Origin of the sequence: Moritella sp. Urea-trap-13 (assembly GCF_002836355.1) — a bacterium.
Taxonomy (GTDB): Bacteria; Pseudomonadota; Gammaproteobacteria; order Enterobacterales; family Moritellaceae; genus Moritella.
Map to the genome: position 1 here is coordinate 960,598 of NZ_PJCA01000031.1, position 12,796 is coordinate 973,393.

Here is a 12,796-nt window from a genome sequence, read left to right on the forward strand (position 1 = left end):
GTTCCTGTTACTAAAGAAGGTTGTGGTATTTAGCGTTTTCACCCAGGTGTTCTTCTTCACCGTCAGTGGTCGTTGATGCAGGGTCTTTGATTGCATCAGCCACGGTTTTAGTCAGCGCTTCAATTTGCTCAACCAAACCATTAACCTTGCCATCAATCGCCGAGAATTCAGCCGTTGGTTTATCCGTACTGGTATCGGTTAAGTTGTCGGTATTCGCATCATCGACCGGGGCTGTTGTCGTGCCTTGTTTAGCCAATAAGGCTTGCGTTGCTTGGGTATTGGCTTCCAGTGCTTGGCTAAATTGCAGCAAGGGGCCACCGAGTGCGTCGGTCATTGCGGCGGCAAATTCTTCGCGTTTCATGTCGTCATCATCCTTATTAAAATGAAAGAGTTTTTTAAACAGGCTCTTGGTTGGTTTGGCCGCTTCTGCTAATGCTAATGACACCTTTAATAGGTCAGTATCTGAGGGTGTGCTATTTACATTAAGGTCCGCTTCATGCGTATTATCAGCGTTGTCATTTTGGCTAAAGTGAATACGGTCGGTGTAGGTACTCGCGGGATAATCCGTCACGGCTAATCCAGTTAAATAGGTTTGCCCTGACTTCATAAAATCACGGTTAATTTCAATACTGAAATACACAGCTTGGTCGGCTTGGTTCAACTGCACAAATGACGCATTAGGCGATAACACCGCGTATAAAACTTTAATGCCTTCATCATTTTTCGCCGTGCTCAGTTCAATCACATCACCGAGCATGCCGCCGTTAATATCAACGTTTAAAAGGTTCTTCGCTGCCCAGCCTGACCAATTAAATTCGTGGTCTAAATTGATACGAGCGCCGTACTTTTTATAGTTATAAGTAGCAACAATATCGTCGATATCTTTTTCTGATATTTCGCGACCATCTACCGTTAACCCCATGGCAGCAATGGCAAGTGGAATAGTGCGTAATTGAGCCATGTTGTTTCCTGTTTAATGTCGAAGTAAGTCTAAGTGGAATCAATTTTGCCCGTTGAACAGGCCTTAATCCATCACATTAAATCCGCGTTATTCCGATTTTGGCGAAAGCGGAATAACGCGGAAATCTTCTTAAAGAATTGCGGGTTTTAGGGCTATAAACTTAGGTCTTGTTCTTACCAACAGGCCAGTTATGAAACCGAGGACTCCCCGATATACACCCGAAATCATTAAAACGGCGCGTGACCATTATGTTTTTGGTGGGCTGACGTTTGATGAAATTGCAGAAATGGACGGTATGCCAAGCGCACGCTCGTTACGACGTTGGGCGGATGATGGCAGCTGGAATGAACTGTGCCCGTCATTAAATGCCGAGACAGCGATTGCACGACGCATTGTGTTATTGGCCGATCGTGACAATAAAAATGAAGCAGACTATAAAGAACTGGATTTTCTGACCAAACAGCAATGCGCGTTAAATCAATCTCGCTTACCCAGTGCCGGCATCACGAAAAAATATGGCAATACGCCTGCAGCTGCGACGGCTCAAAATGAACAAACAAGCGAGCGCACCAGTAAAAGTAAGAAACGTCAGAAGAAGATTAAAAATGATGTGTCGAGTATCACCAAGGAAATGCTCGATACACTCAAAGACAACCTGCTCTACCCGCACCAATTACACTGGTTTGAACATCAAGATTACCGTAGCCGGTTCATATTAAAGCCGCGTCAGATTGGTGCGACTTTCTACTTTGCCTTTGAAGCATTTTATGATGCGGTAGTGAATGGCCGTAACAAGATCTTCATTTCAGCATCGCGGGACCAGGCGGAGATATTCAAAGCCAATATTATTGCCTTGTGCCGTGAACAGTTTGGTATTGAGCTAAGCGGCTCACCACTGACGATGCGTAACAAAGGCAAGACCACCACACTGTATTTCAAATCAACCAATGCCCGCACAGCACAATCGGCATCCGGTGATTTGTATATTGATGAAGTGTTTTGGATCCCCAAGTTTAAAGAGTTACGCGGTCTTGCTCAGGCAATGGCCACCCATAAAGATTTTCGTATTACCTATTTCAGTACGCCATCGGTAACCAGTCATGAAGCCTATGACTTGTGGAATGGTCGCTGGTACCGAAAAACCAAAGCCTGTAATGATCCCGAGTTTGCCATCGATGTTAGCCATAAGGCCTTAAAGAATGGTCGGCTTTGTGATGATGGTATCTGGCGTCAAAAACTCGATGTTTATGATGTGGTGAAACAAGGTTTTGACCGCATTGATATCAGCATGCTGGAGAATGAATACTCCAAAGAAGAGTTTGATAATCTCTTTATGTGCAAGTTTATTGATGATGCCCACAGTGCGTTTAGCCTTAAACAGCTAATGGCTTGCGTCGGTAATAGCAAAAAATGGCCTGACTTCGACCCTACTTGGTCACGCCCTTATGCTATGAAGCCGGTGGTGATTGGTTTTGACCCAGCGCGAACGCGCGACATTGCATCCGTTGTGGTGTTGAGTTTACCGCTTGGTCCCGATGATAAATTTCGCTTGTTGGAATCACTGAATTTAAGTGGTAACGATTTTGAAACCATGGCCAGTGAAATCAAAGAACTCACGCTTAAATACCATGTTGTGCATATCGGGGTTGATACCACCGGCATGGGCTTAGGTGTATTTGAGTTAATACAAAAATTCTTCCCGCTGGCAATGCCGATTCATTACAACCCGCACAACAAAAACAAGATGGTCATTAAAGCATTAAACGTGATCGGTAAGGGCCGTTTTGAATTTGACGAAGGCTCAGTCATGGTTGCCAGCAGCTTTATTAATATCCGTAAGAAAGTCGTTGGTGACCAAATCAGTTATGCCACCAACCGCACCGCCGCCACAGGCCATGCAGATATAGCCTGGGCAATCATGCACGCCATGATTTACGAACCATTATCTGGTGACTGCTCAAGTACCAGAACATCAATAGGATTAGATGCAGCATAATGACTTCAACGAAGAGTACGACCACTGAACCGGCTAAAAGCAAATCTATCGATACCTTTAGCTTTGGCGACCCCGAGCCGTGTTTAGATAACCACATGACTGAATATGTCGGCCTTTACGCTGACATGGACGGGTTATATTCACCGCCAGTGAGCTTGCCTGGGCTGGTTAAGTTGCTGCGTGTGAATGCGCAGCATGGCCCTATTTTATATTTTAAACGCAATATGATCATGAAATGGTTCCAGCCGAATGCGTTATTAACCCAGCGTACCTTTAAGAAGTTTGCTTTTGATTATTGTTGGGCGGCGAATGCCTACCTGCAGGTGATTAAAAATGCCTTCGGTAGTGTGATTAAATTACGGCATTTACCGGCACTTTCGATGCGCTATACATCCACGCCAGGTGTTTATGCCCAGCGCTTAAGTAATGGCAAAGTGCTGCGGTTTAATAAGGGCGAAGTTATCCACCTGAAAGAATACGATCCGAATCAGGGTATCTATGGTATTCCCCAATATTATGGTGGTATTCAATCGGCGTTATTGAATGAAGATGCCACCCTATTCCGCCGTAAGTACTACAAAAACGGCGCACACATGGGTTTTATCTTTTCGATGGCAGATCCTAATTTGTCGACAGATGATGAAGCCGATTTGAAAACGGCGATCAAAGATTCTCGCGGTGTGGGTAACTTCCGCAGTCTGTTTATTAATAACCGCAGTGGTAAGGCTGACGCCGAGAAGGCAATCAAGATTATTCCGGTGGGTGATATATCGACCAAGGATGAATTTGAACGTATTAAGAAGATGACGTTAAACGACATGCTGAGTATGCATCGCGCCCAAGAGGCATTAAGCGGGCAAACCTCGGGTGAGAGTCCGGGCTTTGGTGACCTGGATAAAATCACCCGCGCGTATTACAACAATGAAGTGGTGCCGATGCAGCAGGACATGATGGAGATTAACGAGTATTTACCTGCCGCGCTGCACATTGAATTTTCAGTGCCAGCGTATTCAGATTTAAACCCAGGGAGTGAAGATTAATGGAAGAATTGATTGTATTTGTTCGCCAATGGGGACAGCTGTGTTTGTTGTCACTACTGGCCGCAGCAACACAAATGTATATGTCCGGTACCCGTATTACTTTTTTTCATTATTTTATGTCGGTGCTGATGGCAATTCTGTCTGCGTATATAGCGGAAAGTTTTTGTATTTGGCTTGGCCTTAATGATGGTTTGAAAACAGGGATTATCGGCATTGCGGCGTATGTCGCCCCGCATTTTTTAACTGGGTTGAATGCACTTGCGAAAGCCGTATCAAAAGACCCTAGACACTTTTTAGATATTATTATGAGGAACAAATCATGAGTTGGATAACGTCTCTGTTTAGTTTTATTTCGGCCCCGATTGCCGATTTATCGGGTAGCTATCGCGAGCGTAAACGTATTGCTGCTGAGATGGCCGCATCGATTGCGACTGCAGAAGGTAACCTTAAACTGGCCAAGTTGGACGCAGAAGCTAAGCGCTTGGCGAACCAGGAAGGTAACGACGCTGATTATGATCTGCAGGTGTTGAAGAACCGGCGCGAATCGATAATGGATGAAGTTATTATTACGGTGTTTTTAGGTTTGTTCATTGCGCACTTTGTACCACAACTGCAGCCGTATATGGCGGATGGTTGGCAAGCTATGGGTTATAAAGGTGCGCCCTGGTACTTTGAATTTGTGATTGTAGGTATTGCGGTTTCAACGTTGGGATTGATGCGGTTGTTTAGGGCATTCTGGGGAAGTAAGAATACGAAAGGGGCTGGTTAGCCCCTTAGTTGGCCTGCTCAAGATGATTTAACGATCAACGCCTGCTAAGCGGAATTAATGTTTGGCTATAATCGCGAAGCGATGGCCTACTGTTATTTTTCCGTTTAAGCAACTTATATGTTAGATTTTAGTACCAACCAGATAATTGCATATAACAACGCTCTTCAAACTCTTCAGGGGCAGGGCTCCACCAACGAGCTAAAGACACACGAACGAGTGTCCCTACTGGGATAGATTCAACCGCAGGCTGTAACCCAACATATTTCACCTCGTAATATTCACCTTTAACTTTATAACGAGATTTTCCTTCGACTAAACATAGTTCTTTTGTGGTGAGCCAAAAACCAACACTATTATCTGGCAATCCATTACTTTGATTTATATAAGGTGAACCATTTCTCGTAAAACCGAGTTTATTGTTGAATAAACCAGTAATACAACCTTTAAAAGGCGCTACGCGTTTTTGAATATAAGTAGATAAATCTGGAATGCGTTTAATAAAAATTTGTTTTTTAACCATGACGTCTTCAATGTGTGGCGGAGTGACATTTTGACGAGATTCATACCTAATTCTCCACGATTCACCTATTTCAAATTGAGTGTCATATCCCTGATTATTACCATTACTTGTTAAAAGGCGAACATATTTACCAGAAGAAACATCATACCCTCCAACGCAATATCCTTTCGACATTCGAGTTTTCGACGTTATAACAACCTTTTTCACAGATGGACTACCTCCAATGACGAATCTATACCAATAAGATTCTTTGTTACCAGAGATCGATGACAAGCATGATGTTCTTGTTCAACACAGAAGAAAGCAATGGATTCCCCTTGTTCTATGGCTGTAAACTCTTCAGAAAAATTATAGTCATCTAAAATCTCTTTTTGATAAAGACAACAAAAATCATTACTTAATAAACCTCTGTCTCTTTTTTTTATATTTGAGCTAATATCTTGGTTTTTTTGAACTTCTCGAATAGCTGAAGTAGGAGCTAAATGCTTTAAATGCTTGTAATCAATATTTATATCAATTAGTTTTTTTTGTAAATAATTGCTATTTACAAATTTATACTTAGCCCCTCTTACACCCCTTCTTTGCCTTATATCAAAGAAACATGTAATCCCATTGTTAATAAGAGAACTGAAAAACTCCTCTTCAGATTTACCATAAACCCCTATTGTATAAATTTTCATTAATCACCTATATCTTTTTACTGATGTAAACTCATCATCAAACATCGAGTATTGACCTTTTGTTATTCGGTCTATTATTTCTTTTTGGTTTCTAACTACATTTTTTTCATCTAAGTGCTTTATTTCGATGTTTTTATTAGCTAGTTCTTTCCCTATTAACTTAGAACGGTGGCATTGTTCAGGCTTCATTTCAGCACACATAATTGACACATTAACAGGCAAAGAGTTAGCTTTTATCAACCTTTCTAAACCAGCTTGAAACAAATCACTAATTGCGGTCTTTCGGTAATCTACTTTACCATCGGTATAACAGCGAGGATCACTTGGCAGTCCTCCAACGGAGTCACCCATAAAGACATATCTAATGCCATGATCTCTTAGAAAAGCTTGTAAATTTTCTTTATTAAAGTCGGGGCTATACTTCGAAAATGGTTTGGTTCTTACGTCAATTAAATATTTAACGCCATGTTCCACCAATGTTTGTGTAAATTGCTCGATATCTCTGCGACTATAACCAATGGAAATAATTGACATAAATACTCCTAATTATTCAATTTTCACAATACCACGCTATAGTGATGCAGTAAATCTAACGTCTTAGTAATTGTGCTTTGCGTTCTTTGCAAAGCTCAATCGCTTGTTGGACTTGGCTGCTGCCACGTCCAACAGTTTGTTATACGGAATTCCGGTTTAATTTCATTATTACAAACAATACCAAATATACTATTAATTACAAACAGATAGTGGTAAATAGCGGTTCTAATCATATAAAACTTAGGCAGAAACAAGAATTGTATTTATATTGACCTATATAAACACAAAAACAAGAAGAAAAACCATTAAATTTCAACTACCTGCATTTCACATATATGTAAAATAAAGATAATTTGGCATTATAAATCATCTATATTTCGTAAAAAAGAGCAAACCTATAATTCCTGTATATCAACTAGGTCACTTTCTACTAAAGGTTTTGCTTGATGCCTTGTCACTTTGTGTCAAAACCTGTCACAACTTTGACATTAGCGATCTTTAAATGATCGTTGAGATCCTTTGTAAGTAAGGCTTAGGCAATATCAGCGTGTCCATCGTTGTGTCAAAAACGCAAAAAAATTGCGAAAATGCGGTAGGCGAAGAGGAGTGAATTTATCGTGGGCTCACGCGCATGATTAAACATTTTACTCAACCATCTGCAATGTCTATGTATTATAACGAACATGTCATACAACTGTATAAAACAACAGTTAAGTATCGTATAATTTATAGGTCAGTATTTGAATTAAGTGGATGTTTATGCGAGTAGTTTGCCCTGAGTGCGGCGTTAAAAGCCGTATACAAAAAACGAATAGAATTTCGAATAGCTATACAGATTTATATTGCAGTTGTAATAATGCGGAGTGTGGTCATTCGTTTGTGATGAATCTTAGTTTTAGTCATACGTTAAGCCCTTCAGCTAAAACAACAACTCAGATGGCAATTAGTCTAATGAAAGGTTTGGCGCCCGAACAGCGCCAAGAACTACAGCTACAGCTTTCGATTTTGTAACGCATTCAATGAGGTCTGCCACGATGAATCTACCAAACACACAGTACTCCATCAAAAAATTATTATGTGTAGCCAACAACATAACTACTTTATTAATTAAATTATTTTTTTTTGGTAGGCGGTTTTGCTTTTTTAACTTCAGTATCTTTATTTTTTAACGTAGTTGCAGCATCAGTAAGTGAATTTCTGGCTACACCTGCGCTGTCCCCCCAAATAATAGACTCTGTCAATGACATTGTATTTAATTGTGAATTACGAAATTTATCTACACTTAATAGTGTAATGTCATTTTTGAACGCTTCAATACTTGCATCCTTTAATACTTCTCGCTTAGCTGATGATAACCTTTCAATCTCACTCCATGTTATCGGTACATTTACTTTGGTTGCATTAGATGAACTATTTCTTAACTTTTCAATCTCAGCATTTAATTCTAAAACCGTGCTTTCTACATTTTTGTTTTTATTTTTCTCTTTTGATAATTCTTTAGCTAACTCTTCTATTCTAGAAATATGATCTTCTTGTTCTTTATTTTTACGTCCAAGTTCTACTTCTTTAAGTGATATATCAGAAACTAAATCATTAACGAATGTTCCCATTTCATCAGCACTACCTGCCATCCGGTTAAATATCGTAAGGAAATATGATACTAATTCATTATTAGAAAAATTGGGGTATCTTACTTTATGATCAATCTCACTCCAACCTTCTTCAAAAATTGTTCTCATTTGAATTTCAGAAACAATCTTTTTCAATGTAGGCTGAGTTGATATTATATAATGAATAGAACGATATCCAGCTGGATGAACTTGAACGTCACATTTGTGTTCCTTATAGCTATCGATGATGCTCCCTTGATCGCCTTCACGAATATAAGCCGTAACGGTTTCAAGTGGTTTCCAGCAACCAAGAATATATTGATTAATTTCAAACCACTCATATTTAAATAAGTGTAGGACTCTAACACCAACTAAATCAGTTATAATTTCAGAGTAATTGACTACGGAAATATCTTTATACTTTGGATTTTTTTGAGATCGTTTTCTAACTATTTTTTCAAGTAAATGTTGGGCATCTTTTACTCGCCATCTAACAGAGTGTACGTGTTTACATTTTTGCAACACTTTAGCTAGAAACTCAGCAGCTTCATTCAAGTGAGGAACGCTATCCAGATAGTCGGCTTCAATTTCAGAGAGTTCCTCGACGCTGATATCAGCTAGTTCCCAATTTTCTTTCGAAATCCTATTTTTATGTAAAAATTCTTCTAAATTCATTTTTATACCCATATTAATTAAAAAGCCTAACGCACCCCATTAATCCAACAAAGCACCATACTAAAACGTCCAGATCTAAAGCATCACCTTAATGACTTAATTCATCATTATTGATCTTCGATTGTTTAGAATTTAATAGTTGTTCACTATGCAACTAATAAACATCCAATGTAATATTTAACATCGTAATATTACTCTGATAAAGCTAACCTAACCAATAACTTAACATTTATCTGTGATATGAAACTATAATATTATTCTGTATGGAACTAAAGTTGTATATAGATACAGAAAATGCTAAAAATCAATTTGATATGGGTGTTATTTATTCTAGATTGATACGTCATGATTCAAAATAGTAAACGTATTATTCTAGACTTGCGCCAGCAATCATTTGATGGCGCTTATCCAGCCTGTTCATAAAGTACATTTCCAATAGTCGCTGTTCCTGGTATCGCTAACTGTCGTCTTCGTTTTGTATTTCAGATATCAACATCAACAAATACAGCACAACATCAGTATTATCACTCAATGTATCCTGTGCAGCCGCGATAACGACAAAATCTCTAGCACGTTCCTGTAACGCTTTCATAACGGACCTCAACAAAAAACTACTGTATAAGAATACAGTGGTTATTTACGGTTGTAAACAGATGCATTTCACACTATGTAGTCATATATACAATAGGTTAGCCCCAGTCCCAACTTTCCCAGCTCTCCCAACCAGGTACAAAATCAACAGTATTATCCGTCTTAGGCCCTGTAGTATCCCAGCCATCCCAGACTTCTGTTTCTTCAGGCCTTATATCGACCAGTTCGGGCGGGTGATATTGATTCTCAGCATAATAGCTCTGCTTCAATTTCACGATGTGGTCTTTATCAACTCTGATTTGTGCACCTTGGCCCATAACATTGACCAGGTGATCATCTAAATGAATACCGCGCCTTTTCAAAAGCGCTTTAATTCCAGTATTTAATCTGCCGCTCTGGGAGGGCGTACAGTTATTGACAGAACTCCGAGAAGGCAGGTCAAGACCAGTCAAAACCTCAGCACCTTCGGTGCTACTTGTGCTCGCTTCACTATCGAGCAATGCTTGTGACTTCGGTTGTATCTTCCATTTACGTGTACGGGTGTTAACAGCATCATCACCGACGACTTGAAAGCCTTTGAGCTTAGAAACTAATTCACCATATTCGTTGCCCATTTCGGCAGTGTCATAATCATTACGGATCAGTAAATCTTTACGTGATACAAATGGCCCACCTTGCGCCATGACATATCCAGCGAAGTCACCTTTATCTGCCGCTTTCATTGCATCGGATGCGGCAGCTGCATTGGTTTTTAATTCAGGTTTGTACTTATCAGTGATCACTTCCCATCGTTGTAATGAGCCCATAGCTTCATAATTTAAACGCGGGCCGTGGAAATTTAACTGAGGACCCATAAAGGTTGGGTCTTGGTCAGGGAATAGTTCGTTGAATAAGTTGTGCAGTTGCTTACTACTTAACGTAGTTACAAAGCTTTTGAAGGCATTTTTATCGTTATTAGCATAACGGCGTAATTCACGGTAAGTGGTAACCGGTGCACCACCAATAGGTTGAAATTGACGGATACGCCAGCGACTCGCCCAGGCGGTAACGTGCGCGGCCATTTCTCTTTGGTCACGGCCTGTTTCATCATCCAGCTCACCATCCATGCCATAACCATCAATGTTTTTACTGATGTATTTAGCTATATAGCCCGTTGCAGTACCTTTGCTTGGATCCATCATTTTCACATCACAGCGAGGGCGATAATCTAATGGACCAACAATTGGTTTTCGGTAAACCTTTGGGAATAGCTCCGTTACTTCTTCATTAATTGCATAACCAATGAAAATCTCACGGATACGATCAACATGCTCTGGTTGCATGAACATCAGTAAATGCCAATGTGGTGTGCCATCATGATGAGGTTCAGCAACACGCATACCAAAAACAGGCAACTCCTCGCGTTTTAGTTGCGCACGTATTCTTGCCCATATTTGGCATAAATAACGTTGTGCCTCTTTCGGGCTGTTACCCAACCATTGATCAACAAAACCCCCTTGCTTACGAGTGTTATGGTATTTAGAAGGTGCAGTAAGCGTTAGAAACAACCCATCACAACCCATTGCGGTTGCAATACCTTGATACCCAGCCATACGAACCATTAACTCACAACGTCTAATTGCAGGGTTAGCGGTCGATTTATAGAACATGTCATAGAGGGCAATTTCTTCACCAGAATCTTCATCAAAGATAGACATACCTTTGATGAAATCTCTGTTGCGTTGCTTTTGGTTTTTCCATTCATGCATGCAGTCACGCGAACAATACGGGCTTGCCGCTTTCTGCACTTGCCCAACGGCAATAGCAAGATGTTCTCGCATAGCCATGCGCTTTTTGTTTAACTTGTTTTCCCAAGCACGTTGGCATGCTAAACGTAAAATGCCACATTCAGCTTCAGACTGATGCAAACCATCGTTTCTGTTGTAAGGAGGTGTATAACCAAATGATCTGCATTCGTCTTGTAGACTCTCAAACACAGCAACAATCACGTTGGCATAATCTTTATGGTTGGCTTTTTCGCTTTCAATTAACGATTCTAATTTACCTGTAAAAAAATCAGCGAATTGCTGACTTAGTTTTTTAATTTCACTCTTATCCATTTCAGCTAATAGCTTTTCGCGTGACAAGTCATTGTTGTGCACATAGGCATTTCTGAATTTGAATTGGCGTTTATATTGAGCAAGCACTTTCTGTAAGCGTGGGTTTATCTTCTCACCAACTGTTTTCAGTAGGTACAAGTTGGCAGCTGAGCGGCCTTGTTGCTTAAAGGTTTTATTATATCGTTCAGCAAAATAACGGCTAAGGTAATGTGGCATGTCACCAAAGAACTGTTTACGCCATTCATGATCATCAATCTCAGGGTTAACCTGAAACATCGCATTTTCAATAAGCGACATTTCAGGTTGTTGGAATTCTTTGCCTTGCACAGGAGTACGGGAAGGCTTGCGACTGCAGTCCTCCCCACTTTCTATCATTCCAATAATAGTTTTAGGGCCTGAAGATGAATGCTTTATAGTAGCTTTCATACTTCTGCATAGTCCTGTGTATTCAAAACCATGTAACCGCCCTGACCTTTTAAGCGACGGATCACACCACGGAAAATCTGACGACAATTCAGCTGGTGACACGCATTACTCACTGCGTCAGCTTTATTATCAAACTCGCCTATTTCTACAGTTCGATATTCAACTGTTTTAGGGAATGTCCGCATACCACCATCAGGACCAAGTTCGATTGCTATATACATCATGCGACCATCCAGATAGTTGTATTGTGGATCTCGAGTGTTTGTTCCCACCACAATTCAATGCAGGCAACGAGCTTGGTTAAGGCAAAACCTTGCGCCATAAAGTACACAGAACGGATAGCACCTAGCGCAATTTGTTCTTCAGTTGAATTAGTTTCAGAACAAGTCACCACGCTTTGCCAAAATGCAAATACAGTGATTAATACCTCTTCTTGCTTTAGCGTTGCGTAAAGGTTGAAATGAAAGCTAGGCATAGCAAGGGCGTCATTGCGACCGGCATCAACACATTCAAACAAATCGATAATCCAATCCGCTTTATCTTCATTGATACCAAGCGAGTGCAGCGCCAGACGAACATCTTCAACAGGTGCTAAAATACGTTTCATGCCGCTACCTCGCTTTTAATTAGATTGCTTAGTTCGTTATACGCAGAAGTGACTTGTTTGAATGCGGTTAGTCCATCTAGGTAAATCGTTTGGTCCATCAGTTTGTGGGTAGCCAAAGTATTAGGGGTTTTCGCACAGTTAAAATAGGCCTTATCAACGGCGGTAATCTCTAGTGCATCGGCATGACCAATATAACGAACTGATACACTCACCTTTTCAGGCTTAGCAATGGCAATAAACATCAATTCGTTGATCACATCATTCATTGTTGAATTTGGTTTAATCATG

General features: G+C 40.4%; 15 protein-coding genes. 5 read left to right on the forward strand and 10 right to left on the reverse strand.

The features are described 5' to 3' along the window. Positions 1 to 10: 10 nt before the first annotated feature. Positions 11 to 961 carry a GPO family capsid scaffolding protein gene (locus CXF93_RS12295; RefSeq protein ID WP_101062787.1) on the reverse strand — a complete coding sequence of 317 codons (951 nt, stop codon included), beginning with the start codon at positions 959 to 961 and terminating at the stop codon, positions 11 to 13. 190 nt (positions 962 to 1,151) lie between these two features. Here CXF93_RS12295 and CXF93_RS12300 point away from each other — a divergent pair, with 190 nt between their 5' ends. The 4 genes from CXF93_RS12300 to CXF93_RS12315 are packed head-to-tail and all read left to right on the forward strand — an operon-like array spanning position 1,152 to position 4,766. Then, complete coding sequence (locus CXF93_RS12300) at positions 1,152 to 2,957, forward strand: terminase large subunit domain-containing protein (protein ID WP_101062788.1); 1,806 nt, start codon at positions 1,152 to 1,154, stop codon at positions 2,955 to 2,957. After that, a complete protein-coding gene (locus CXF93_RS12305; RefSeq protein WP_101062789.1) occupies positions 2,957 to 3,997 on the forward strand; it encodes a phage portal protein in 1,041 nt (346 codons plus the stop codon). The genes CXF93_RS12300 and CXF93_RS12305 overlap by 1 nt, the downstream gene beginning before the upstream one ends. Next, positions 3,997 to 4,320: a hypothetical protein gene (locus CXF93_RS12310; protein ID WP_101062790.1), complete on the forward strand. Its 324-nt coding sequence runs from the start codon at positions 3,997 to 3,999 to the stop codon at positions 4,318 to 4,320. The genes CXF93_RS12305 and CXF93_RS12310 overlap by 1 nt, the downstream gene beginning before the upstream one ends. Continuing rightward, a complete protein-coding gene (locus CXF93_RS12315; RefSeq protein WP_101062791.1) occupies positions 4,317 to 4,766 on the forward strand; it encodes a hypothetical protein in 450 nt (149 codons plus the stop codon). Before CXF93_RS12310 ends, CXF93_RS12315 begins: the two co-directional genes overlap by 4 nt. A gap of 127 nt (positions 4,767 to 4,893) precedes the next feature. Here CXF93_RS12315 and CXF93_RS12320 read toward each other — a convergent pair whose 3' ends face one another. From CXF93_RS12320 to CXF93_RS12330, 3 genes are read right to left on the reverse strand one after another with little or no spacing between them, the layout of a single operon-like run. After that, entirely contained in the window at positions 4,894 to 5,493 is a 600-nt protein-coding gene (locus CXF93_RS12320; RefSeq protein WP_157824446.1) for a hypothetical protein, read from the reverse strand. Further along, positions 5,490 to 5,966 (reverse strand): DUF488 domain-containing protein, encoded by a 477-nt coding sequence (locus tag CXF93_RS12325; RefSeq protein WP_101062793.1) that lies wholly within the window; start codon positions 5,964 to 5,966, stop codon positions 5,490 to 5,492. The genes CXF93_RS12320 and CXF93_RS12325 overlap by 4 nt, the downstream gene beginning before the upstream one ends. A 3-nt stretch (positions 5,967 to 5,969) precedes the next feature. Further along, positions 5,970 to 6,500, reverse strand: a complete 531-nt coding sequence (locus tag CXF93_RS12330; protein WP_101062794.1) for a DUF488 family protein — start codon at positions 6,498 to 6,500, stop codon at positions 5,970 to 5,972. A 759-nt stretch (positions 6,501 to 7,259) separates the two neighbouring features. Between CXF93_RS12330 and CXF93_RS12335 the strand changes: the two genes are divergently transcribed. After that, positions 7,260 to 7,511: an ogr/Delta-like zinc finger family protein gene (locus CXF93_RS12335; RefSeq protein WP_101062795.1), complete on the forward strand. Its 252-nt coding sequence runs from the start codon at positions 7,260 to 7,262 to the stop codon at positions 7,509 to 7,511. A 101-nt stretch (positions 7,512 to 7,612) separates the two neighbouring features. Here CXF93_RS12335 and CXF93_RS12340 read toward each other — a convergent pair whose 3' ends face one another. The 6 genes from CXF93_RS12340 to CXF93_RS12360 form a co-directional block, all read right to left on the reverse strand. After that, complete coding sequence (locus CXF93_RS12340; protein WP_157824447.1) at positions 7,613 to 8,785, reverse strand: RelA/SpoT domain-containing protein; 1,173 nt, start codon at positions 8,783 to 8,785, stop codon at positions 7,613 to 7,615. A 457-nt stretch (positions 8,786 to 9,242) separates the two neighbouring features. Continuing rightward, complete coding sequence (locus CXF93_RS22370) at positions 9,243 to 9,377, reverse strand: hypothetical protein (RefSeq protein ID WP_255418836.1); 135 nt, start codon at positions 9,375 to 9,377, stop codon at positions 9,243 to 9,245. A 97-nt stretch (positions 9,378 to 9,474) separates the two neighbouring features. Beyond that, positions 9,475 to 11,901 carry a replication endonuclease gene (locus tag CXF93_RS12345; RefSeq protein ID WP_101062797.1) on the reverse strand — a complete coding sequence of 809 codons (2,427 nt, stop codon included), beginning with the start codon at positions 11,899 to 11,901 and terminating at the stop codon, positions 9,475 to 9,477. Then, entirely contained in the window at positions 11,898 to 12,125 is a 228-nt protein-coding gene (locus CXF93_RS12350; protein WP_101062798.1) for a hypothetical protein, read from the reverse strand. Before CXF93_RS12350 ends, CXF93_RS12345 begins: the two co-directional genes overlap by 4 nt. Next, complete coding sequence (locus CXF93_RS12355; protein ID WP_101062799.1) at positions 12,122 to 12,508, reverse strand: hypothetical protein; 387 nt, start codon at positions 12,506 to 12,508, stop codon at positions 12,122 to 12,124. Before CXF93_RS12355 ends, CXF93_RS12350 begins: the two co-directional genes overlap by 4 nt. After that, positions 12,505 to 12,795, reverse strand: a complete 291-nt coding sequence (locus CXF93_RS12360) for a hypothetical protein (protein ID WP_101062800.1) — start codon at positions 12,793 to 12,795, stop codon at positions 12,505 to 12,507. The genes CXF93_RS12355 and CXF93_RS12360 overlap by 4 nt, the downstream gene beginning before the upstream one ends. Position 12,796: the final 1 nt, after the last annotated feature.